This window comes from Bacteroides neonati (assembly GCF_000499785.1).
Taxonomy (GTDB): Bacteria; Bacteroidota; Bacteroidia; order Bacteroidales; family Bacteroidaceae; genus Bacteroides; species Bacteroides neonati.
The window spans coordinates 449,926-474,472 of the sequence record NZ_HG726023.1; the positions used below are offsets into that span (position 1 = coordinate 449,926).

Here is a 24,547-nt window from a genome sequence, read left to right on the forward strand (position 1 = left end):
TAAAAATGATTTTAGACGCCCTTTTTTTATCTGTTCGTTTTTGATCTGGTTGCTTTAGTCAGCAACTACATTATATACCTCGCGGTATAGAGTCTGTTTTACCTCTTCGAAATCCTGTTCGGATTGAAGATTGCCATATACCATTAAGTGCATGGGCAAAAAGCCGTCGCCCGCTTTATAGGGAGGTTGCTGATATTCATTATCCCAAAGAACAAATCCTTGTCGTTTGTAGAAATTAATACGACGTTGTGCCATTTCTTCGACCGGTTCCTCTACCTCAAGTACAATCGGTTGCCGAATCTGTTGGCAGATATGTTGCAATACCTTTTGTCCGTACCCTCCGTTACGCTGATCGGGGTGTATGGCGAAGTGCTCAACGTAATAGAAACGTTCGAAATTCCAGTAAGTGATGAAACCGACAGGTGTGTTATCATCAAAAATGAGGTTGTTGTGAAAATGACCGGTTTGATCGGTGTAGTTGCGAAGATGCGATAATTCGCGGTATTCTTCGGGGGGGAAGGCTGCAATAAGCAACCTCTCCATGAACGTGTAATGCTCTGTATCAGCCGTGCTGATCGGTTGAAGTCTGATCATAAATATAGTTTGAATTGGATATTATTTATCTGTATAAAACTCAATCATTCTGCGAAGTGCACGTTGGCAAACAGGACAGAACGTTGGATATTCGTTCGTGCGCATTCTACAGTCATTTGCCGGACGATAGATGCCCTTAGCCGAGTAGCCTCCACCCTCGTATACTCCTACCGGAAAAGCATCTTTACTTGATACCGGGGTAGGAATAGGCGTAGCGACCGGAAGCATATCCTGCCATTTCTCTGCAAAGTTGACACGGGTTGTGATATTCTGCTCCCAAGGCTCTACAGAAAGAGGGTAAGTGTCGGTCATGACATCGTTGTCGTAAAAGTACTCATCGCCCAATCCGCCGAAGCTATGGCCGAACTCATGCACTACTACCGGTTTGAAAGTAGGGTGATGCGCTGCGGTCAATGTGTATGAGTTATAGATGCCTCCACCTCCATACTCCTTGGTGTTTACAATGATGATGATATGCTCGTAAGGTATACCGGCCAATGCTTCATGAATCGATTTCACGCGACTTGTGGTCAAGTATCGATCTGAGTAAAAGGTATCGAAGTGTGAGCTGAAAGCGGTTTGTTTCCAATCTTTTTTGCGGGGCACGCTCACTCCACTATCTTTGGATGGGCTGGCTACTGCCACTATATTGAACTTCTCCTTCATCGACTTGAATGGCTCGTAAAAGAATAAACTTTCGCAAGTAGCAGCGGCATCTTTATAAAACAGTTCCATTTCTGCTTCCGTATAACCTTCGGCCAGAATTGCCACATCAATGCAATCTTGTTCGCTACCGCTTCGTTGCATGTATTTATGCGGAGTAATATGAGATAGACCACGTTGGTGAATGAGGATGTCGTTTGGGTGTATCGTATGCTTCAAGGTGGCGATAACTTGGTGAGATGCATTACGCAATGTAATCTCAACTTCGGCGGTGCGTTGAGGATACGGTAATAGAAATGTGTTTTCGAATGCTTTGGCAGTCGTTTTGGCCTCGTCGGTACTCAACCACTCCTGAAATAGCGATGAAAATGAGGTTTTATAAATACAATCGTTGGTTGCAGAATCGCGTACAATGATTTCACCGTTTCCCTTTAGAGGCAATTCGGATAAGCGATGTTGCCTTCCGGCCCAGGTGGGTAACTGAGATAATTCGTCAACAAAAATTGTTTGCTTTGCAGCATCACCGCTGAATATATAATCAACACGTAACGTTTTATTAAGGAAATGGTCGGCAAAGTTTTGGGCATTCAGTGCGAATGTCAACATAAACGAAAGGCAAAGAGTAAGGCATTTTTTCATATTTGGTGTATATTTATGTTTCTACAAAGGTACAAACTATTATCGACTTATTCTATTTTAGGAAATAAAAGTAATAAATCATAGTATTTATTGAGCGGAAAATAGCTAACTTTGCATAAAAAGATTCAGGTTTAAAACAAATTGATTTAAAAATGGGACATCATCAATTGGATGCTTTAGATGAACAGATTCTGAAGCTGATTGCGGATAATGCACGTATTCCTTTTCTGGAAGTAGCAAGAGCGTGCAATGTATCTGGAGCAGCAATTCATCAGCGTATTCAGAAGTTAACGAATTTAGGAATATTAAAAGGTTCGGAATACATTATTGATCCGGAAAAGATAGGGTATGAAACATGTGCTTATATTGGTATCTATCTAAAAGATCCGGAGTCATTCGACTCTGTAACCAAAGCGTTGGAGAATATTCCGGAAGTGGTGGAATGTCATTTTACTACCGGGAAATATGATATGTTCATTAAAATTTACGCAAGAAACAATCATCATCTGTTAAGTGTAATCCACGATAAGTTGCAGCCATTGGGCTTAGCACGTACAGAAACGTTGATTTCTTTCCACGAGGCTATCAAGCGCCAAATGCCGATAGTTATCGATGTAGATGAGGATTAATTTATTTTCGGGCGTAATCGACAAAAGCATAAGAGCAGAGATGTTTTTCATCCACAGGATGAACTTCTCTGCTTTTTTCTTTCCATACAGTTGGAGAAACTTCGGGGAAGTATGCATCCGCTTCCGTAGCCGTATCGTCAATCTCGGTGAGGCAAAGCTCGTCGGCCAAAGGCATTGCTTGCTGATAAATGCTTGCTCCGCCGATAATATATACCTTCTCTTCCGCTTGACAGCTTTCTAACGCAGCTTCAAGGGATGAAAAGACCTCGGCTCCCGTACACTGGGTAGCCGGGTTGGAACTTAGAACAATATTTCTACGGTTAGGCAATGCTCCCTTGGGTAGAGACTCGAAGGTTTTGCGCCCCATGATGATGGTGTTTCCGGTTGTGAGTGCTTTGAAGCGTCTCAAGTCATTGGGTAGCCAGAAAAGAAGTTTGTTGTCGAAGCCGATGGCGTTGCGACGATCGATAGCGGCAATGATACTTATCATGGTGGGTGGAGCGTTTGAGAGTTTAAAACGGATTAAATTAAATAGCAACTTTTCCGGCGATGTGCGGATACGGATGATAATCGACTAATTCAAAGTCTTCAAACTTGAAATCGAAGATACTCTTTACATCCGGGTTTATTTTCATTTGTGGCAACGGACGGGGCTCGCGGCTTAGTTGCAACTCTACCTGTTCTAAATGGTTGAGGTAAATATGAGCATCACCGAGGGTATGTATGAAGTCTCCCGCTTGGAGTCCGGTTACTTGTGCCATCATTTGCAACAATAGTGCATACGAGGCGATGTTGAAAGGCACTCCTAGAAAGATGTCGGCACTGCGTTGATATAGTTGCAGACTCAGTCGTCCGTTAGCTACATAAAACTGAAAGAAGGCATGGCATGGGGGAAGATTCATTTGATCCAAATCTCCTACATTCCAAGCACTAACGATGATTCTTCGTGAGTCGGGGTTGTGCTTGATCATCTCTACTGCTTCGCTGATCTGGTCGATAAAGCCTCCGTTGTAGGTAGGCCATGAACGCCACTGATAACCATAGATATGTCCTAAATCGCCCTTCTCGTCGGCCCACTCGTTCCAGATACGAACGCCATTATCTTGTAGGTATTTTACATTGGTATCTCCTTGAAGAAACCAAAGTAACTCGTGTATGATGGACTTTAAGTGTAGCTTCTTGGTTGTCAGACAAGGAAATCCCTCATCTAAATTGAACCGCATCTGATGTCCGAAAACACTAATGGTGCCTGTGCCTGTGCGGTCACTCTTCTCTGCACCTTCTGCGAGTACACGGTTGAGTAGGTCTAAATATTGTTTCATACGGCAAAGTTATAAAAAATGCAGCGAGTTAAAAAATATACCGGGCTATAAAAACGGAGTGAATATATTAGCAAACCAGCCAACGAACTTTCTCCATGGGGAACGCTTTTTCCAATACTCCGGGGTGAGTTGTGTGCAGTTAGCAATGTCTTCATCGAACATCTCATTGAGTTCTTGTGTCACCTCCTTATCGAAAATAAAAGCATTCGTTTCATAATCGTATCGTAGGCTTCGGCTGTTGAGGTTGGCAGTGCCAACGGTACAGAACTTATCATCGACCATCATAATCTTTGAGTGATGGAAGCCTCCATTGTATAGGTAAATGGTCGCTCCCCGCTTCATCAGTTTATGCACTTTGTAGAGCGATGCATCGGGTGTAAAAGGAATATCGGACTTGGAAGAGATCATAATCTCGACCTTCGTACCGCGATCAATAGCCATATTTAGCGTTTTACGGATAGAGGAAGTGGGCACGAAATAAGGATTCACAATCCGTACATTGTGTTGGGCGGCATAGATAGATACTGCATACGAGTGGCTCATGATGCGAGTCTGTGTTTTGGGCGTACGATCTACGATGGCTACCGTTGTGTTGCCTGCGCTATCTGCCGCCTGAAAATAAACATCCCCTTCGATCTTTTGCTTGGTCGTTTTGTTCCAAATGGTGAGAAAGATGCGTTGCAGGTCTTCCACTGCCGGCCCTTCTATATGTATATGCATATCGCGCCATGCACCGATTTCGGGTAGTCCCTGTATGTAGTAATCGGCAATATTCATACCTCCGGTGTATCCGATACGTCCGTCAATGACTACAATCTTTCGATGATCGCGGTGAGCGGCATGGTTGATGTACGGGAAGGTAAACGGATCGAACTTAACTATTTCAATGCCTCGGCTGCGGATCGAATCGAGGTGCTCTTTCTTGAGCGGTTGGTTGTTCGACCAATTGCCAAAGGCATCGAACATAGCCCGCACCTCTACACCCTCCTTTGCTTTCTCGGCCAGCAGGTCGAATAAAGCATTGGCTATGGAGTCGTTTCGAAAGTTAAAATACTCGAGATGAATATGGTGTTTGGCTTCGCGAATATTGGCAAAGAGGTCAATGAACTTTTCACGTCCGCTTTTGAGTAACTCAACCTTATTATGATGTGTGATGGGTACGTTGGCGTGCTGAAAGAAGTCAAGCAATACGGTATCGCTTGGTATTTGACTTACGTCATGTAATTGCACCAGTAAACTATCTTTTTTCTCCGTGCCGGTGCTACTTAAAGAAACGAGTAATAGAAGGATGAATATAATTTGTCTCAAACTGTTTTTTCTTAAGGGTCATTTTATGAAGAAAACAAAGATACAACTTCTCTGTTCTAGGCTTCTTTTGGTGATCGATAAATTTATTGTAAATTAACAAAACACGGTACTATTGAGCCGGTGCATCCACGACCTGCATAGTCTATGGATGCACCGGCTCAACGGTACGGTGCGGTAATACGCTGTCTTTATTGCACCATGGCCCACGCTTTGCGTACTCCCAGAAAAGCGAGTACGATTACAGCGATAAGCAATGATCGAGGGTCGATGCTTGTGGTACTGCTTTGTACGATCGATACAAAAACATCGCGCAAGGTCGAAATGATTCCTTGAAATCCATCACAAACAAAGAATAAGGCAATAGCCACCAGCGTAATAAACACTGCCCATGCCTGTGCCAACCGATTTACCCGATGGGGTAGCTTCCGGAGTACCCGGCGGCTGAATCCGTTGTCTGCTATCTCTTTTTTCTCTGCAGCGAAGAAATCGCGCAGGAGTTTGTCATCTGTTTCCGTCATAGCCGTTTCTTTTTAAATAGGTTGCTAACTTCTCTTTTCCCCGCGAGAGATGGCTCTTCACCGTTCCCGTCGGTATGCCTGTTATGCCGGCAATTTTATCTATGCTTACATCTTCCATATAAAATAGGGTGATGCAGGTTCGTTCCACTTCTTTCAGCATTTTGAGCGACTGATATACGTCCATTTGTTGCCCCACATTTTCCTGTTCGGTACTGTTCATCACATCTACCTCCCGGGCATCGAGGTCTGCCGTCTCTTTTCGACTGCGAATATAATCATAAAAAACATTATAAGCAATTCGATAGAGCCACGTCGAGAAACTCGATAGGTTTTTAAAGGAAGCAAGGCTGGTATATGCTTTTATGAACGTATCTTGTGCCAAATCGTCACTCAACTCGCTATCGCCACAGGTCTGGTTCAAGAAGAAGCGCCGGATGGGCGACTGATACTTCTGAACCAGCTGGTCGAAGGCTTTGGTATTCTTAAATACCACGACCTGTGCGACTAACGATATGTCGTTGAGTTGACTCATTTCTCCTCGTTGGTAGGGTGTTGATTGCGTGCTACCAACCATTGTCCGATACCGGTAAACATAACCAGCAAACCGATACAACCGACGCCAAAGCTATTGGTGATGGCCCATAGGAAGATGAATAGTCCGATGCCCAGGCAGATGTTTTTGATCCCTTTCGAGCGTGTATCCAGATTCAGGCTCTCCTTGAATACACCTTCGGGGATGGGTTGTCCGGCAGCCAAGGCTTGTTCTACCAATTTATACCGTGCTTTCTTGCTGCGGTAGCGGAAGTAGAAAGCCAGAAAGATGATAAAGAGCGGGAAACCGAATACGAACAGGAAGGTGATGGTAACCACTGTAATGGCCATATTGGCTGCATCTTTGGGTACGTTGAGGTCGTTGAAGAAGTCGAAATCATGATTGCTGCTATCGCTATCGGTGCTTTCGCTGCTTCCCACATAGGTACTGTCATCCGGAGTATCGGTAAACTCGGCGATGTAGGTAGAGTCGTCATTGTCGGCACTCGATACGGTTACCGCACTGCCTTTCGGGGCAGGGGTTGTTTGGGTGACACTTACTTTTACCTTACCAATGGTGTCTTTAAGGATGGTTGTTTTCTGTTGTGCCATTGCCAACGAACAGAGGGTGGATACGACCATCAGGCTCATAAGAATACGTTTCATATCTTTTGTTTTTATTGTTTCTTTGCGAGTTAGACGTAGTTAATATCACGGAAAGTTGCAAAGAGACGAAATAATTTTGATATTTGCACCCATTAACAGTATAAAGATGAACTTACCCGCCCCGTTTGCCCTATCGAGCCGTGCCCTGTTGGGCGACGAAGAGTACGAGAAACTAGCCATTGCCTTGCAACAGGAATCCCCCGTAAGTGTGCGACTGAACGAAGCCGTGCAGGTAGATGCCGGGTTGAATGTGCCGCTCTCCGAGATTCCCTGGTCTACTGCCGGACACTATCTGGAGCAGCGGTTGACGTTTACCTTCGATCCCCTCTTTCATGCCGGATGCTACTATGTGCAAGAAGCCTCGTCGATGTTTGTCGAGCAGGCCTTGAAGCGCTACCTCCCTACTGCTCCGGTGGTGATGCTCGATCTCTGCGCAGCCCCGGGCGGCAAGTCGACCCATGCACGCAGTGTATTGCCGCAGGGCAGTTTGTTGGTTGCCAACGAGGTGGTTCGCAACCGTTCGCAGATACTTGCCGAGAATCTTACGAAATGGGGACACCCCGATGTGGTGGTAACCAACAACGATCCGGCCGACTTTACACCGCTCACCTCGTTCTTCGATGTGATCTTGACCGATGTGCCCTGTTCGGGCGAGGGAATGTTTCGCAAAGACCCCAACGCAGTCGAAGAGTGGAGCCCCGAGAATGTAACCGTCTGTTGGCAACGGCAGCAACGCATCCTCTCCGATATCTGGCCCTGTCTTCGTCCCGGCGGTATGCTGATTTATAGCACCTGCACTTATAATACGAAGGAGAACGAGGAGAACGTGCGCTGGATGTGCGAGGAGTTTGGTGCCGAGGTGCTTGGGCTCGATGTGCCCGATAGTTGGAACATCACCGGCAACCTTTTGCCCGATGCCGACTTCCCCGTCTATCGCTTTCTGCCCCATCGCACCCAAGGCGAGGGGTTCTTCTTGGCCGTGGTTCGTAAACCCGAAACGGCCTGTGCCGAGCGTTCATCGGCTTATGAAGCGACCGAGCGTGCCCCATCTGCCAAACGGAAGAATAAAAAAAACACCCCTCCCACGCCCCCTCTTGTATCGAAAGAACAGTTAGCCTTGGCGAAGAGCTGGTTGCTTGCCCCCGATGATTACGAACTGTCGGTGAGCGGTTCCGTTGTTTCCGCTTTCACCCGTACCCGTTCGGGCGAGCTGGCTTCGCTCTCTTCGTTGCTGCGCATCGTGCAGGCAGGCGTTACGCTGGGCGAGGCAAAGGGCAAGGACTTGATTCCCAACCACGCTTTGGCCATGAGCCGGGTGCTCAAACCGGGTGCTTTTCCTACCGAAGAGGTGAGCTACGACCAAGCCATCGCCTACCTGCGCAAAGAGGCCATCTCCTTATCGGAAACAGCCCCTCGCGGTTATGTGTTGCTTCTGTACAAACAGGTTCCGTTGGGTTTTGTGAAGAATATCGGCAACCGTGCCAACAATCTCTACCCCCAAGAGTGGCGCATCCGCAGCGGCTATCTGCCCGACGAGATACGGACACTTTTCTAAGGGTCCGGACAGGTCTAACATCACCCTTACCTTGATCCTACATCACCCTTACCTTGATGTAGGATGAGGGCAAGGGTGATCCTACATCAAGGTAAGGGCGATCTAACCTCGGTCCGTCACTGTGATAGCCTCGATCCGTCACTAAGGCTACCTCGGTGACGGACTTGTCTTTTCTCACCCTTTCGACTCTCCTTTCTCCCCGTTTCTACAACAATCCCTTATAGATTCTGGCCACTGCCTTTTGGTACTGATTCTCCAGCAACAGGTAGTTCTGGCGGCTCTGATACACGACCGAGAGCTCCACGAAGTACTCGATCATGTTGATCTGCCCCCCTGCCAATGCCTGTTTGAGCAAGGAGAGGTCTTGCTGCGCCTCGAACGTCTTCCGGTACTCTTCCATCGAGGCGTACAGGCTTTGGGCTTCGGTGTACGCCTGCGTCAGTTCCGAAGAGACCTGCGTGGCAGTATTCTCCCTGAGCAGATCGATGTTGAGCGACTGCGCACGGGCTGCTTTCACCTTGTTCCGATTCTGAAAGAGGGGGAAGGAGAAGCCCACCACCACGCCGTTGAAGGGCTCGCCCGACTCCGTATTGCGTCGATAACCCAACTCCAACTGCGGCAGCCAGTTCTGTTTGTTCACCGCCACCTGCTTGCGGGCTACGAGGCTCTCGCTGGCCAAGGTTTGCAGCGTAGGGTCGGTGGCCAAGGCTTCGCGGCGCAAGGCTTCGTAGTCTGCCGGCAGCGTTACCGACGGATACGTAGCGAGGTCGACCGCCAACGGTTGATTGCCATTCAGCGCCGTAAGTGCCTCCAGCTTGTTGCGCAGAGCGGTTTCGTTCATGGCGGCTTCGGTCTTTACATTGAGCAGTTCGAGGTTTATCTTGTTCGTCTCCAACCGATTGGCATCGCCTGTGGCCAAGCGACGGGCATAGACCTTCGACAGCTCCTCGGCATTGCTCCTTCGCTCGTTCAGCACCTCTTTCTGCTGTTTGAGCCAGATGATGTCGAGGCAGAGCTCTTTGGCTTGCAAGAGGATGTCTTGGCGCATCCGGTTCTGCTGCCCGTCGAAAGAGGTGGCGCGAAGACGGTTCAGCTGCGCCCGGCTGGCATAGAGCGTGGGAAAGTCGAACGCTTGCGAAACCACCAGCTCGCCAATCGTATTGTTCTTGTCCTTATTGCCCCACAGATGGGCATACGACAGGGTAGGGTCGGCCAGGTTGTTGTCGCTCCTTGCCGCCAGTTTCTGCGAGGCGATGAGTTGCGCATTGGCCTGCAACTCCTTATTGTTTGTTTCGATGCCACGGAGTATGCGGTCGATACCGTGGTCGTTCTGAGCCGCCGCTCCGAGGCTTAGAGCCAGGAGGGCAGCGGTGGTGAATCTCTTGATATGTTTCATATTCATTGTTATGCATTAATGGGGTTCATGTCTTCTGCCGGAGTTTGCGCATCGCTCTCTTTGCGGCGCATCATCAAGTAAACAATCGGGATGATGAAACCGTTCAGGAAGGTCGATGTTAACAATCCTCCGAGGATGACTTTGGCCATGGGGCTCTGAATCTCGTTGCCCGGCAGCGATCCGCTCAGTGCCAGCGGGATGAGTGCGAGGGCGGATGAGAGTGCCGTCATCAAGATCGGGTTTAATCGGTCGAGCGATCCGCGGATAACGCTCTCGCGGATGCCCATCCCCTCTACCTGCTGGAGGTGGGTGTAGTGGCTGATGAGCAACATACCGTTGCGCGTGGCAATGCCGAAGAGCGAAATGAATCCGATGATGGCCGGTATGCTGATATCGCTCGCGGTGATGATCAGTGCAAACACGCCTCCGATCAGTGCCAGAGGCAGGTTGAGGAGAATAACGGCCGACTCTTTGAGGTTGCGGAACTCGTGATAAAGCAGCAGGAAGATGACCACGATGCTCAGGCACGAGGTCAGTGCCAGTGTTCGGCTGGCTGCCTGTTCGCTCTCAAACTGTCCGCCGTACTCGATGTGGTAACCCTCGGGCAGCGTTACCTTTTCGTCGATTTGCGTCTGGATGTCTTCGACCACGCTGCGCAGGTCACGTCCGTCAACATTGGCCGATACCACAATCTTGCGCTTTACATTCTCGCGGCTGATGGTGTTCGGCCCCATGGTCGATTGCACTTCGGCTACGTACGATAGCGGAATCTTCTGCCCATCGTCGGTGTCGATCATCAGGTTGCGTATCTTATCCATCTCGTCGCGGTTCTCGTTCTTTACCTTGACGATGAGGTCGAAACTCTTCCCCTTCTCGTACACCTGCGAGATTACATCGCCTGCCAGAGCCGTATTGATGTACGCTCCGAATTCGGGCAAGGTGATGCCGTACTTGGCCAGCATCTCGCGTCGCGGCACAATCTTGAGTTGCGGACGCTCTATCTGTTGCTCCACGTTGAGGTCGGCAATGCCCTCTACGCCCGATATGGCTCCTTTGATCTCGTTGCCCAAGGCGAACATCCGGTTCAGATCGTCGCCAAACAGTTTGATGGCGATGTTTGCCTTCGTGCCCGACAGCATGGCGTCTATGCGGTGCGAGATGGGCTGCCCGATCTCTATATTGACCCCGCTCAGGGTGGACAGCTTGGCACGTACATCTGCCATGAGCTCGGCACGCGAACGATCTGTCAGTTCGAAGGGAGCTTCAATCTCGGAGGTGTTTACCCCCAGTGCGTGCTCGTCCAGTTCGGCACGGCCTGTCTTGCGGGCTACGGTTCGTATCTCGGGGATGCCAAGCAGCAGCTCTTCGGCCCGATGCCCCAGTTGGTCGCTCTCTTCGAGCGAAATGCCCGGTAGCGAACTGATGTTGATCGTAAACGACCCCTCGTTGAAGGGAGGCAGAAACGACCGCCCCAGGGTGAAGAAACAGCCCAGTGCCACGAGGAAGAGGGCAATGGTGCTACCCAGCGTGATGCGTCTGTGAGCCAATACCCAGAGCAGTGCCCGTTCGTACACCTTCTTCAGATGGCGCACTACGAAGGCCTCGCGCGGAATGCGATCGCCCTTCTCCCGACCCAAGAGGTAGGAGCAGAGTACGGGTGTCAACGTCAATGCCACCACCGTAGAGGCAAAGAGTGCCACGATAAAGGCAATGCCAAGCGGCACGAGCATACGCCCCTCCATACCGGTGAGGAAGAAGAGCGGCACGAAGCTCACCACGATGATGAGTGTCGAATTCAGAATGGGCATACGCACCTCTTTCGAGGCGTTGAACACTACCTGACGGATGCTCAACCGCTCTTCCTGCGGCAGCATCCGGTTTTCCCGCAGTCGTTTATATACGTTCTCTACGTCGACAATCGCATCATCGACCAGCGAACCGATGGCAATTGCCATACCGCCGAGGCTCATCGTGTTGATGGTCAGCCCCATCCAGTTCAGCGTCAGGATGGAGACAAGGATCGAGAGTGGGAGTGTGACCAGTGAGATAACCGTTGTTCGCACATTGGCCAGAAACAGAAACAAGACGATCACAACGAATATCCCCCCTTCGAACAACGACTTCTGCACGTTGCTGATCGAGCTCTCGATGAAGCGGCTCTGGCGGAATATGTCGGTAGACACCTTGACATCTGCCGGAAGGTTCTTTTGCAGATCGGCAAGCGAGACAACGATCTTGTCGGTCAGTTCGAGTGTGCTGGTAGCCGGTTGTTTGGTTACGGTGAGCAGTACGGCCGGTTTCCCCCTTTCCGAAGCAGTACCCAACTTGGGTGCTTTGGGGCCGATAACCACATCGGCAATGTCGTCGAGCATCACAGGCATGGTGCCGATTCGTTTCACCACGGCACGCCCCAACTGTTCGATATCCGATGTCGACAGCACACCACGTACGATGTATTCGTTGCCGTATTCGTAGAGCACTCCGCCGTTTGCGTTCTGGTTCATGCCTTGTGCGGCGGCACGTGCTTCGTCCATCGACACACCGTAATGGCGCATACGTTCGGGATCGAGCTGAATCTGATACTCTTTGAGTTCACCGCCCAGTACGGCAACCTGTGCCACACCCCCTGTTGATAGCAGACGCGGGCGAATGGTCCAGTCGGCCAATGTACGCAGATCGATCATGGAGGTGGAGTCGGCCGTTAACCCGATAATCATCACCTCGCCCAAGATAGACGATTGCGGGCCCAAGGTGGGTTTCCCCACGTTTCCCGGCAATGATTCGGCAGCTACGGCGAGTTTCTCGCTTACGATCTGCCGTGCCAGGTATACATTCGTGCCCCAGTCGAACTCTACCCATACCACAGAGAACCCTGCGGTAGAGGAGGAGCGCACACGACGCACACCTGTCGATCCGTTGACGGCTGTTTCAACAGGAAACGTCACCAACTGTTCCACCTCTTCGGCTGCCATTCCTCCGGCTTCGGTCATAATGACCACGGTCGGTGCATTGAGGTCGGGGAATACATCGACTTCGGTATTCATGGCGGTATAAGTGCCGCCAATGAGCAACAACATCGAGGCAACAAGCACCAGGATGCGGTTGTTCAGTGAAAACTGTATGATTTTATTTAGCATAATTTCTTGAGTTATTGATAATGGAAGCGTGCTTAATGTTCGTGACTATGTCCGGGTATGGCTTTACTTGCCGATGCAAGCCGCACTTGATAGGCCCCTTGTGTCACAACACGATCACCGCTTTTCACACCCGAAAGAATCTGTACTTGTTTCCCGTTGTCGGCTCCCAGTGTCACTTCCTGTTTCTTGTATCCCTCTTCGTCCAGTTGCAGGTACACAAAGAAGCTGCCCTGCTCTTCGGTCAATGCCGTTCGCGGCAAAGCGATCACCCCCTCCATCGGTTTCGACAGCAGATACACTTCGACAAACGAGCCGGGAATGATATCGCCCCGGTTGTCGAATTCGAAGGTTACGGGCACATAAAACGATCCATCGCCGGTAGCCTTTCCAAACGATAGCAACCGGCCGTTGAGCTCGCGAAGTGCATAGACCTTGCTATCATACGGTGTCAGGAAGTTGGCCGATCCGATGGTGCGCAGTGCCGGATAGTACTTCTCCGATACTTCTGCACGCAGAAAGAGCCGGCGGTTTTGCGTAATGCTTACCAAAGGCTGGCCGATGCTTACATAATCGCCTTCATTGACCAGGATGCTTTTTACGAAACCTCCGATAGGAGCGGTTACTGCCTGTCCGCCTGCCGAGTGGTTGCGAGCCAATGCTTCGTAGCTTAACCGTGCATTTTCGTAGTTCTGTTCTGCCTGAGCAAACTCTTTGTCCGAAACGATCTGGTTTTTTACCAACGCCTTCATGCGTTCGTATTCTTTCTTGGAAATATCATAAGCAATGCGGGCACGCTGTACGGGGTCGCCATCGGCAATGTTGTTCGAAGAGAGAGTCACAAGGGTTGTGCCACGAGCCACGCTCATGCCCTCTGTTACCTGTCCGCGAAAGGAAACCACACCCGCTACGGTGGCTACAGCTACCGACTCATCGCCTTGTGCGGCCAGTACCCGTCCGCTGGTTTTGATGACTTGCTCGAATACGACCGGTTCGATGGTATGTACCTGTACTCCGGCTGCATCGGCTTTCTCTTTCGGGAAAACGATTTCGTCGGCATGCTCACCGCTCTCTTCTTCGCCTTCGTGTCCTGTCGTTGTACTCTCTTTGCTGTGGTTATCAGCTTCTGCTTCGTGATTGTGGCCTTCGTGACCATTGCCCGTGGAGGTGTTGCAAGAACCCAATGCGAATAACGCAAGAGTTCCCATAAAGATAAGTTTCTTCATTATGGATAAATGATAAAATGAGTAATCTGTGATAGTTTGCTTGTAAAAGCGTGTTTACGCTACCACACACGGGGGTGCACGAAGACCGAAGACACGAAGAACATTCGCGCCGTGTAGTCGCTCAAGGTAGGCAGCATCGCGATCGATACAGCTCTCCAGAGGCTGAAGGAGGGTTTCAATGAGGTAGTTGGTGAAGAGTGTAGTCACAAAAACATATTGTGGGTGTACACTGTCTGTTTGCGCATTGGGTGTCGAAGAATCGAAATGTGCCATGCATCCGCTGTCGCAACAAGCATCTTCATTTTGATGATGTATCGGACACTGTTCCTCGGAAGATAAGTCGCCTTTCAGGCAAATCACTCCTTTGGCATGGTGATGATGGGGTATAACGGGCATCACCAACATAACCATGCTGACGAGGAAAAGAAGTAAGTAAATAGCCCGTTTTTGTTTCATATCATAATTGAATAGCATACAAAGATAGTTTATTTATAAAATAATTGTTTTTTTTATAAACAATTTTAATCTATCCCTTAAATCCGCAGTCATATTATTTTCAGAGAATCCAAACACTTGAGGATGAATAACATCCTCAAGGTTTGGTTATGTCACAAGATTCACCTAAATTAGTGCTACCAAACAAACCATAAAGGTACTTGTGCATATGACAACAAAAATAGCCATAAAATCAGATAATATCACTCCTTTTGGGGGTATATTTTACGCAATGGATGAATTTTCTCGTTTAGGACTGAATTCCGTGATCGATAAATCTTTAGGATTACGTTCTTCCTACGCCGGTTACCAATATAGCGAAATTATTTCGAGCCTATTTTGGATCTACTATTGCGGCGGTGACCACATCGAAGATATCGGCAAACACCTTGGCAAACATCTTGAATTACGCCCGGATACTGAAATCCCCAGTCCGGATACTTTATTGAGAGGCATAAAAGAACTCGCAGAATTGGATATCCACTATACTTCCCAAAAAGGAGCAAGCTATGCTTTCAATAAGGCGGAACAGCTTAATAGTTTGATGCTCGATATGCTCCTTCAAACAGAACAACTCAAGCCAAACACGCTTTATAACTTGGACTTCGACCACCAGTTTATTCCCACAGAAAAGTATGACACTCAGTATTCTTACAAGAAAAAACGTGGTTATTTCCCCGGCACGGCAACTATTGGTGGTAACATTGTTGGTGTGGAAAATCGGGCCGCAAACGCAAATGTCCGTTTTCGTCAAGCGGATACGCTCCAACGGACTTTTCGTCGTTTGGCCGATAGGGGAATATTCATAGACCGTTGCCGGATGGACTGTGGTTCTTATTCGGAAGAGATTATCCGTATGACACATGGCTACTGCAACAAGTTCTACATACGAGCCGGCAAATGTCAGTCTCTGTATGAAGAAATGACGAAAATCACAGATTGGAAAAAAGAAGAAATCAACTTCGAGAATTATGAAGTGACCTCCATACCTTTTACTTCCTTTTTGCAAGAAGAAAACTACCGACTTGTTATTCAAAGGCAAAAGCGTAAGGACAACCAATTGGACCTATTTGATGGTGAATACACCTATCGGTGCATCTTAACCAATGACCATGAAAGTTCTGAAAAAGACATTGTACTCTTCTACAATGCTCGTGGAGCCTGTGAAAGAACATTCGACATGATGAATAACGATTTCGGGTGGAGTCATCTTCCCTGTTCATTCCTCAAAGAGAATACAGTATTCCTGCTACTTACAGCCATGGCTAAAAACTTTTATGCTTACCTTATTGAGAAGGTTGCAGCCGTGTTTGAAGATATTGAACCGGTAAGCCGAGTCAAACGATTTATCTTTCGATTCATTACAGTTCCTGCGAAATGGGTAAAGACAGGCAGACAATGGGTACTCAATATTTATTCCGACAAACCATACAAGTTGCTTTGGAGTCCGTAAAAACAACTTTTCGTGGGATTACTTATGCCTTCAGCTAACTGGGGAAAGGGGAAGCTATGCCCTATAACCTGAAATCAAGGAGAAAAGCAGGGGGAAAAGCTACGAGTAGGAACTATTAGGTGAATTAAATCGCTATTTGAATCAGTTATAAATTAGCTGCGGATTTGAGGCTATCTATCGTTCTTTTTTGTATATGATAACTTTTAAAGAGAGAAAGAGAGAATGATTTAGTTAAAATTAAGACGTATTTATGAAAAAAAGATTTAAGTTGTTTCTGACCTGCCTTATCATAGGCGTTGGTCTGGTTACGGCTCAAACCTCCAAGGTAACAGGTGTTGTTATCTCGGCAGAGGACGGGGAGCCAGTTGTGGGAGCATCCATTTTAGTTAGCGGTACTACGTTAGGAACGGTAACTGATATTGATGGCAAGTTTACGATTATTAATGTTCCGGAAACGGCCAAAACATTGCGTATATCATATGTAGGTATGGTTTCGCAAGATGTAGCCATTCAAAAAGGAATCATGAAAATTACGTTGCAATCAGATGCCAAAGCGTTGGATGAAATCGTTGTAACAGCTATGGGTATGAAGCGTAGTGAGAAAACGCTTGGATACTCCGCTTCTACCGTTAAATCCGATCGTTTGGACGTGGCCAAATCGGGTTCGGTAATGAGCGGGTTGACCGGAAAGGTAGCAGGTGTGCAAATTTCCACTGCCGGTAACACAGGAACATCACAAAAGGTATTGGTGCGTGGTATTGCCTCGCTCAATAGTAACTCTCCTCTTTATATTGTCGACGGAGTGCCTCTCGACAATGGTCGCATTGGTAACAATGCTGCCGACTTTGGTAATGGTGCCAATGATATCAATTCCGACGATGTAGAGTCGGTTACCGTATTGAAAGGTGCTTCGGCTACTGCTTTGTACGGATCGCGTGCTGCCAATGGTGTAATTATGGTTACTACCAAGAAGGCCGGCATCGAAAAGCTATCCATTTCGTACGACGGAACGTTCTCAGCCTCCAACGTATTGCGTGTTATGCAGACGCAAGACCGTTTCGGTCAAGGTTGGGGATCATGGGATCGTGCCGAGAACGGATCTTGGGGACCTGCATTGGACGGTACTATGCACGAGTGGGGATCAAACAAACTCAAAGACCCGATGGTAAAACCCTTCTCGTATGTAGAGCATAACCTACGCGACTTTTACCAAACCGGTTTCGAAACCAACAACAATATCACTTTACGTTATGGAAACGAAAATGTGGGCGTGGTCGGTTCGTATGGTAACCTTTCGTCGAGTGGAATCTTGCCCCTCGATGGAGATAAATATGCCCGTAACACCTTCTCGGTTCGTGGGTATGTGAATACCAAACGCCTCACGATGGATATGTCGCTGAACTATGTTCGTAAAGATATTCGCCGTACCGAAGGCATGGATATGGAGTTGTTGCAGCACGCGGTCGATGTTAGCTTCGTCGAGCAGAAAGACTATAATGATGTGCGCTATAATACCAACAATTATTATACCTGGTATGCGCAGAATCCATATTGGATGATCGATAATTATAAATATAACTATCAGGACGATCGTATCTTCGGTAAGTACGAACTCTCTTACGAATTGATTAAAGGATTGAAGGCAACCGGTCGTTTAGGTGGCGATTTTACCAACTATCGTATCGAGAACTCGAACCCTATTTTGAAATATGCCAACGGCTCGTATAGTAAATCAGGAGGTAAGTCGGAAGAGATAGGTCATTATTCGGAGTTCCGCTATGATCGTTCTCAGATTGATGCTACCGCATTCCTTTCGGCCGATTATCAAGTGGGCGACTTCTCGCTTAACGGAACAGCCGGTTGGAACTTGAATCAACGTACCTACGGCTATACGGGTGGTACAGTAGACGGATTGGAGATTGAAGGTTGGTACAACCTGCTCAACACTTCTTCTGCTGCCGTTGCCGATTCTTATACCTCGAAGCGTCGTCTTATTGCTGCCTTTGCACAAGTCGAGGTAGGGTATAAGGAGTTTCTGTTCTTGAACTTGTCGGGTCGTAACGACTGGTCGTCGACCTTGCCAATGGGCGATAACAGTTTCCTTTATGGTGGTGCCAACGCCTCGGTCATTCTTTCTGAGCTTTTCCCGAAGCTGAAAGAAAATAAAGTAGATTTCCTTAAGATACGCGCCGCTATTGGACAAACCGGTAATGATGCCGATGTATACAAAACAAGTGATTGGTATCGCATGGCCAATTTTGCCGGAACAGCCTCCAGTTATAACTATTATACTTCACTGCCTTTTGGAGGAGTATTGGGAATGACCTCTAATAATACGGTAGGCAGCAAGACGTTGAAGCCTGAGATAACGACCGAATACGAATTTGGTGTATCGGGCAATTTCTTTGGCAATCGCCTTACGGTAGACTTTGCTTACTACAATAAGCAAACAAAGAATCAGATTATATCTGCCACATTGGCTCCCGAAACCAGTTATGTGTTCGAAACCCGCAACGTAGGAAAGATCGAAAACAAGGGTGTGGAATTGATGGTTAATGTCGTTCCTTTGCGCACTACCGATTGGGAATGGACCTTAGGTGCTACCTTCTCCAAGAATAAGAGCAAAGTAAAAGAGTTATGGGATGGTCTTGATGAATATACCTTTACCACTTGGCGTGGTGTGGACTATGTGCTCAAGGTAGGCGGTCCGGTAGCCCAGTATCGCATACCAATGGCCAATCGGGTAACTGATGAGAAGAGTCCGTTCTTTGGCTATACCATTGTCAATAATAATGGTTTCCAATCCGATAGCCAGACGGAAAAAGAGTACGTAGGTTCCTCTCAACCCGATTTTGTGATGGGTTTCAATACAGTATTGAAATATAAGAATTTTACGTTCAGTGCTACGGCAGATTGGCGCAAGGGTGGTTATATCCTCTCTAATACCTCTTACATCACCCACTTCAACGGAAACTCTACACAAACGGTATTCAATGAACGCAACGCTTTCATCTATCCGCACTCTGTAAAGGTAGTCGGCGGTAAGTATGTTGAAAACAACATTCCTATTTATAATTCCAATATGAACTACGCACAAGGTAACTATTCATATAGCCCGCAGGCTCGTCGTGAGTTTATTTTGCCGAAGGATTATTTTAAATTGCGCGAAGTTTCGCTCTCTTATACCTTCCCTAAGAAACTACTCGATAAAACACCTATCAAACAGCTTGTGGTCAGTGTAGTAGGACGTAATTTACTGTTGTTTACTCCGAAAGAGAATAACTATATCGACCCCGAAGCCAGTAACTTGGGCAACGATCTGCTCTCCGAATTTGGAGAAACAACCGGAACCAGTACTACACGTAACTTTGGTGGTAGTCTGAAAGTTGTATTTTAATCACTCAAAACGAATGAATCAATGAAAAAGTATACATATTTAGCCGCCTTTTTAATAGGCACCTTATCGTTGTCGTCGTGCGAAAGTTTTCTCGACATTAACGACAATCCTAATTATCCGACTTCGGTGAACATAGAGGCGCTTTTGCCGTCGGCTTGTGCTTCTACCGTTGCCCAACTGGGTTGGAACGGATGCACCATCGGCACCATGTGGCTGCAACATACTACTCAAGGAAACAGTACCAACCAGTACAATACCTTGGTTAACTACAGTCTTTCGGTAAGTTCGTTCAATGCTTTCTTTACCAATGCTTATGCCAATACACTGCCCGACTTGGCCGAGATCATCAATCAGTCAGAGGATCGCAATGCATGGAACTATTGGGTTGTCAGTAAAATATTGATGGCTTATAACTTCCAGATGCTTACCGATTTGTACGAAGACATTCCCTTTACCGAAGCGTTGGATATCAAAGCATACCCTTATCCAAAGTACGATGACAGTAAAACGGTTGTTTATCCCGGTATTCTGGCTATGGTCAATGAGGCTCTTGCCAAAGAGGCCGATGCCTTGAATGAAACAAATCCTACGCTCGGTAAGTATGATATGTTTATGGGTGGAAACATTAAAAAATGGATTGCTTTCGCCAAGAACCTGAAACTGAAGATTCTGATGCGTGATTTTACAACCAATCGTGCAGCCATCGAAGCATTGCTTGCCGCCGGTGGATTTCACGAAGCTGATTGTGCGATGACGGTGTTTGAAGATGCCAGCAACAAAGGCAATCCGTTCTACGAATACAATATCCGTCAGCTCAATACGAAAGAGAATGTTCGTGCCTGCCATACGCTCAACGAATACCTGCTTACCTATAATGATCCGCGCATTGTTAATCTCTACGAGCGCACTGCAGATTCGGGAACTAGCGAATCGTTGCCATACAGCAGTATGTACGAGGGGCTTCCTTGTGGAACCAAACCCAGTTTGACCCTGATTCCTTTGGCCGAGTCATCTCGCTACAAGCAGGCTTATAGCGATCCTGTTTACCTGATGAATAAAGCCGAAATACTCTTACTAGAAGCCGAAGCTTACGCACGTTTGGATAATAAAGAGATGGCTCGCACCAAGTACGAGGCAGGCGTAACTGCTGCTTTCGACCGTTGGGAATCTTCCAGGGGTAAAGCTGCCTCCTTTATTGCTGCGGGAGGACCTTACGCCTTCAACGACACCTCGATGGATACGATGTTGAAATCGATTCTTACGCAAAAATGGGTATCGTATGCAGGAGCCAACTCACTCGACGGTGTGTTCGATCGCAACCGTACCGGTATTCCTACGATCAGTACCGCACTTACCGTTCGTGCATCCAATACTCCCGGCGATCACAAACTGACTCCCGGCTATGAGCTTGGCACATTGGTTGCTCCGGGTTCTACCGTTCTTGCTACGAATGTTTTCCCTCGCCGCATGTTGGTGCCTACGGCTTCGTCGCAGTACAATCCCAATGCACCCGAAACAAAGAATCTCGACGAGCCTATGTGGTGGCAAGTAGCTAAGAATAAATAATCACTTCAAATACATAAGTTTATGAAACAGATAACATATATATGCCTCTTTTTGCTTGCCACCCTTTCATTGGTGTCTTGCAACTCCGAAGACAGAGATTATGATATTGAATACACAGCCATCCACCCGTTGGGCGGACAGTATGTGGTCTCTATCATGAAGAATGGAGTAAAACTCATCGATAGCTATTGTACGCTCTCCAACACCACCAATAATGATGCCGATAAATGTTGGATTCGTATCGGTAGCTATACCACTGCTACTGCTTATGCCATTAATGGTAAGATTGCGTGTGATGTGCCCAACCTTACGTTTAGTGCAACCGATATAGAAAACCTAGCCGGCAATGTGGTTACTTCTACGCATAAGTTTACGATTACGAATGCGAAAGTAGAGCTTAAAGGAATCAAAGCACCTTCGGGTACAATCGCCGATAAGATATCATTTACCTACACCACCACAAAAGATCCGGGTGTGGTTTATACCGTCGAAGGTTGGCGCTATACCGGGTGGCCCGAGGATGACTACTAATTTTTGACTTTACATTAATTGAACAAGAAAAGCCGCTTCGTGATGAAGCGGCTTTTCTGCTTGTTATATGTTACTTCTTTTTGAAAATTCACGACTTTTTGGATAGTATTGAATCGCTTCGGATAATCTTTCTAGTATTTTATCTATCTAGTAATCAGTTGTTTTAATGAAAACGTATTCTTGCATGCCAAAAGTACGTACTTTATGCTGTGTTAATATACTAGTTATTAGAGCATAGAGTACGTACTTTTATATCGAAAGAAATTATTGTCTCTGCTTAGAGGTAAAATATACTGTCAAACGGAAAATCGGATTATCTCGGCATTACCATGTAATGTTGGGCAGGTAGTTAGATAAGCACCCTCTTAGTATGCCCAGCGTAATGGGTTTTACTAAAACCTCTGTGGCTCCGCAGCGCATTGCATTCTCCCTATCCGAGCTGAAAGCATAAGCTGTTTGCATGATAATCGGAATTTCCTTGTCTTCAGAACGGATCACGGTGGTGGCTTCCAATCCGGTCATGATAGGCATTTTTATATCCATCAGAATGGCTTGGGCTTCTTTGCCGTTTTCGCGGAATAATTGAATGATTTCTTCACCGTTTCTGGCCCATAATAATTCGCATTTTTTCCCAATAATGGCTTTTATTAATTTAAAGTTACTGTCGTCATCCTCAGCGACTAATACTAAGGGACGAAACTCTTTTATTTCTTCATTTTCCATAATAATCTACATTTTGCTTTCTGCTATACGTCTTAGTGCTTATTTCTGCGCGCAAGTTATAAAATAAAATGATATAAATGCGTATCTTTGCGCCTCAATTTAAACAACCAATATGATTTCAGTAGACGGACTGGCCGTAGAATTCGGCGGCACCACCTTATTCAGTGATATTTCTTTTGTAATTAATGAGAAGGACCGTATTGCTCTTATGGGCAAGAATGGAGCAGGAAAGAGTACGCTGCTCAAAATCCTCTCCGGTACTCGTCAACCCACTCGTGGTAAGATCTCGGCTCCGAAAGAATGCGTTATCGCCTATCTGCCCCAACACCTCATGACCGAGGACGGTCGTACCGTATTCGAGGAAACAGCACAGGCTTTTGCCCATCTGCATGAGATGGAAGCAGAGATGGCCGAAATCAATCGCCAGCTCGAAACCCGCACAGACTATGAAAGTGATAGCTATATGGAGCTTATTGAGCGGGTGTCTACGTTGAGCGAAAAATTCTATTCGATCGAAGAGACGAACTACGATGCCGATATTGAAAAGGCACTTCTGGGCTTGGGATTCACTCGCGAAGACTTCAATAAACAGACCAGCGACTTCAGCGGTGGATGGCGTATGCGCATCGAACTGGCTAAATTGCTGCTTCAGAACCCCGATGTATTGTTGCTCGACGAGCCTACCAATCACCTCGATATCGAGTCGATTCAGTGGCTCGAAGACTTCCTGATCGGCAACGGCAAGGCGGTAGTAGTTATCAGCCACGACCGTAAGTTTGTCGACAACATTACGACCCGTACCATTGAGGTAACCATGGGGCGCATCTACGACTATAAAGTAAACTATTCTCAATACCTACAGTTGCGTGCCGAACGCCGGGTGCAACAACAAAAACAGTTTGACGAACAGCAGAAATTCATTGCCGAAACCACCGAATTTATCGAACGTTTCAAAGGTACTTATTCGAAAACGCTTCAGGTGCAGAGCCGCGTGAAGATGCTCGAAAAATTGGTACTTCTCGAAGTCGATGAAGAAGATACCTCGGCTCTTCGTTTAAAGTTCCCTCCCTCGCCCCGTTCGGGAAACTATCCCGTAACGATGGATGCGGTTGGTAAAACCTATGGCGAGAAGAACATCTTCAGCAATGCTTCACTTACCATTGAGCGAGGCGATAAAGTAGCCTTTGTGGGCAAGAACGGTGAGGGAAAATCTACGTTGGTGAAGTGTATCATGAAGGAGATTGAGCACGACGGAACACTGACACTTGGTCATAACGTTCAGATTGGTTATTTTGCACAGAATCAGGCATCACTACTTGACGAAAACCTCACCGTATTCCAAACAATCGACGATGTGGCCGTTGGCGATATTCGTAACAAAATTCGCGATTTGCTCGGTGCTTTCATGTTTGGTGGCCCCGAAGAGTCGATGAAGAAGGTGAAAGTACTTTCGGGTGGTGAGCGTACGCGTTTGGCCATGATCAAACTGCTGCTCGAACCGGTTAACTTGCTTATTCTCGATGAGCCTACCAATCACCTTGACTTGAAAACGAAGGATATTCTCAAACAGGCTCTTGTCGATTTTGATGGCACGCTCATCGTCGTATCTCACGACCGTGACTTCCTGGATGGATTGGTGACGAAAGTATACGAGTTTGGAAACAAGAAGGTTACTGAGCATCTTTCGGGTATTTATGAGTTCCTTGAGAAGAAAAAAATGGATTCTTTGAGCGAATTAGAGAAAAAGTAATCTTTTTTATCTTTTGATAAGAATTTTAGGCTAACAACTTATGAAAAAAAAAACGTTCTTTGTATGCTAGTTTTTAAACAAGTTTAGTTATTCACTTTAAAGATTTAATCGTATGAAAAAATTAATGATTTGTGCTGCTTTCGTTGCAGCAATGTGCGCTTTCTCTACTGTCAATGCCCAAGAGGTGAAGAAAGAAACAAAGAAAGAGTGCTGTACTAAAAAAGCCGAGTGCACGAAAGATAAAAAAGAATGCACGAAAGACACGAAAGACTGCACAAAGAAAGCCGATTGCAAGAAAGATGGCAAAGCTTGTTGCAAAAAGGAAACTCCCAAAAAGAAATAAGAGTTTAATAACTTATAAGAAAGAGAGCATACCGCATCGACGGTATGCTCTCTTTTTTTAACCTGTTGTGTGCGCTTCTCCGTTCAGCTTATGAAGCCTAAAGCTGGA

Annotated in this window: 22 protein-coding genes; 8 read left to right on the forward strand and 14 right to left on the reverse strand. The window is 47.0% G+C overall.

All coding sequences use genetic code 11. The annotated features are described in order from the left end of the window. Positions 1–54: 54 nt before the first annotated feature. Complete coding sequence (locus TY03_RS14485) at positions 55–594, reverse strand: GNAT family N-acetyltransferase (protein WP_042371172.1); 540 nt, start codon at positions 592–594, stop codon at positions 55–57. A gap of 21 nt (positions 595–615) precedes the next feature. Beyond that, positions 616–1,896: an IgA Peptidase M64 gene (locus TY03_RS14490; protein ID WP_042371174.1), complete on the reverse strand. Its 1,281-nt coding sequence runs from the start codon at positions 1,894–1,896 to the stop codon at positions 616–618. A 152-nt stretch (positions 1,897–2,048) separates the two neighbouring features. Here TY03_RS14490 and TY03_RS14495 point away from each other — a divergent pair, with 152 nt between their 5' ends. Beyond that, positions 2,049–2,525, forward strand: a complete 477-nt coding sequence (locus TY03_RS14495) for an Lrp/AsnC family transcriptional regulator (RefSeq protein WP_042371176.1) — start codon at positions 2,049–2,051, stop codon at positions 2,523–2,525. 1 nt (position 2,526) lies between these two features. Here TY03_RS14495 and TY03_RS14500 read toward each other — a convergent pair whose 3' ends face one another. The 6 genes from TY03_RS14500 to TY03_RS14525 all read right to left on the reverse strand — a co-directional run bounded on the left by TY03_RS14500 (position 2,527) and on the right by TY03_RS14525 (position 6,870). Continuing rightward, positions 2,527–3,015, reverse strand: a complete 489-nt coding sequence (locus TY03_RS14500; RefSeq protein WP_042371178.1) for a dihydrofolate reductase — start codon at positions 3,013–3,015, stop codon at positions 2,527–2,529. Positions 3,016–3,052: 37 nt separating this feature from the next. Then, entirely contained in the window at positions 3,053–3,847 is a 795-nt protein-coding gene (locus tag TY03_RS14505; protein ID WP_042371179.1) for a thymidylate synthase, read from the reverse strand. A gap of 45 nt (positions 3,848–3,892) precedes the next feature. Beyond that, entirely contained in the window at positions 3,893–5,053 is a 1,161-nt protein-coding gene (gene cls, locus TY03_RS14510) for a cardiolipin synthase (RefSeq protein ID WP_394330891.1), read from the reverse strand. Positions 5,054–5,343: 290 nt separating this feature from the next. Further along, a complete protein-coding gene (locus TY03_RS14515; RefSeq protein WP_042371183.1) occupies positions 5,344–5,673 on the reverse strand; it encodes a DUF5056 domain-containing protein in 330 nt (109 codons plus the stop codon). Next, the gene (locus tag TY03_RS14520) at positions 5,657–6,205 is read right to left on the reverse strand and encodes an RNA polymerase sigma factor (protein ID WP_042371186.1); all 549 of its coding nucleotides are present in this window, start codon (positions 6,203–6,205) and stop codon (positions 5,657–5,659) included. Before TY03_RS14520 ends, TY03_RS14515 begins: the two co-directional genes overlap by 17 nt. Beyond that, a complete protein-coding gene (locus TY03_RS14525) occupies positions 6,202–6,870 on the reverse strand; it encodes a DUF6249 domain-containing protein (protein ID WP_042371187.1) in 669 nt (222 codons plus the stop codon). The genes TY03_RS14520 and TY03_RS14525 overlap by 4 nt, the downstream gene beginning before the upstream one ends. 106 nt (positions 6,871–6,976) lie before the next feature. On the opposite strand from TY03_RS14525, the gene TY03_RS14530 reads away from it, so the two are divergent. Next, complete coding sequence (locus TY03_RS14530; RefSeq protein ID WP_042371189.1) at positions 6,977–8,425, forward strand: methyltransferase RsmF C-terminal domain-like protein; 1,449 nt, start codon at positions 6,977–6,979, stop codon at positions 8,423–8,425. A 37-nt stretch (positions 8,426–8,462) separates the two neighbouring features. On the opposite strand, the gene TY03_RS22490 is transcribed toward TY03_RS14530, so the two are convergent. From TY03_RS22490 to TY03_RS14550, 5 genes are read right to left on the reverse strand one after another with little or no spacing between them, the layout of a single operon-like run. Beyond that, positions 8,463–8,603 (reverse strand): hypothetical protein, encoded by a 141-nt coding sequence (locus tag TY03_RS22490; protein ID WP_154663602.1) that lies wholly within the window; start codon positions 8,601–8,603, stop codon positions 8,463–8,465. A 27-nt stretch (positions 8,604–8,630) separates the two neighbouring features. After that, entirely contained in the window at positions 8,631–9,821 is a 1,191-nt protein-coding gene (locus TY03_RS14535) for a TolC family protein (RefSeq protein ID WP_042371427.1), read from the reverse strand. Between the two features lie 8 nt (positions 9,822–9,829). Further along, on the reverse strand, positions 9,830–12,958 hold the full coding sequence (locus TY03_RS14540) for an efflux RND transporter permease subunit (RefSeq protein WP_042371191.1): 3,129 nt from the start codon (positions 12,956–12,958) through the stop codon (positions 9,830–9,832). Between the two features lie 32 nt (positions 12,959–12,990). Then, entirely contained in the window at positions 12,991–14,181 is a 1,191-nt protein-coding gene (locus TY03_RS14545; protein ID WP_042371193.1) for an efflux RND transporter periplasmic adaptor subunit, read from the reverse strand. 54 nt (positions 14,182–14,235) lie between these two features. Continuing rightward, positions 14,236–14,637 carry a DUF6769 family protein gene (locus TY03_RS14550; RefSeq protein WP_042371428.1) on the reverse strand — a complete coding sequence of 134 codons (402 nt, stop codon included), beginning with the start codon at positions 14,635–14,637 and terminating at the stop codon, positions 14,236–14,238. 208 nt (positions 14,638–14,845) lie between these two features. On the opposite strand from TY03_RS14550, the gene TY03_RS14555 reads away from it, so the two are divergent. From TY03_RS14555 to TY03_RS14570, 4 genes are all read left to right on the forward strand, one after another. After that, positions 14,846–16,129 carry an IS1380 family transposase gene (locus TY03_RS14555; protein ID WP_042366226.1) on the forward strand — a complete coding sequence of 428 codons (1,284 nt, stop codon included), beginning with the start codon at positions 14,846–14,848 and terminating at the stop codon, positions 16,127–16,129. Between the two features lie 250 nt (positions 16,130–16,379). After that, positions 16,380–19,526, forward strand: a complete 3,147-nt coding sequence (locus TY03_RS14560) for a SusC/RagA family TonB-linked outer membrane protein (protein WP_042371195.1) — start codon at positions 16,380–16,382, stop codon at positions 19,524–19,526. Positions 19,527–19,547: 21 nt separating this feature from the next. Then, on the forward strand, positions 19,548–21,092 hold the full coding sequence (locus TY03_RS14565; RefSeq protein WP_042371197.1) for a SusD/RagB family nutrient-binding outer membrane lipoprotein: 1,545 nt from the start codon (positions 19,548–19,550) through the stop codon (positions 21,090–21,092). Between the two features lie 21 nt (positions 21,093–21,113). Then, complete coding sequence (locus tag TY03_RS14570) at positions 21,114–21,623, forward strand: lipid-binding protein (protein WP_042371199.1); 510 nt, start codon at positions 21,114–21,116, stop codon at positions 21,621–21,623. Between the two features lie 324 nt (positions 21,624–21,947). On the opposite strand, the gene TY03_RS14575 is transcribed toward TY03_RS14570, so the two are convergent. Then, positions 21,948–22,346, reverse strand: coding sequence for a response regulator (locus tag TY03_RS14575; RefSeq protein WP_042371201.1), 399 nt, complete (start codon positions 22,344–22,346; stop codon positions 21,948–21,950). Between the two features lie 112 nt (positions 22,347–22,458). On the opposite strand from TY03_RS14575, the gene TY03_RS14580 reads away from it, so the two are divergent. Then, positions 22,459–24,096, forward strand: coding sequence for an ABC-F family ATP-binding cassette domain-containing protein (locus TY03_RS14580; RefSeq protein WP_042371204.1), 1,638 nt, complete (start codon positions 22,459–22,461; stop codon positions 24,094–24,096). A 112-nt stretch (positions 24,097–24,208) separates the two neighbouring features. Beyond that, the gene (locus TY03_RS14585; RefSeq protein ID WP_042371206.1) at positions 24,209–24,439 is read left to right on the forward strand and encodes a hypothetical protein; all 231 of its coding nucleotides are present in this window, start codon (positions 24,209–24,211) and stop codon (positions 24,437–24,439) included. Positions 24,440–24,547 lie beyond the last annotated feature (108 nt).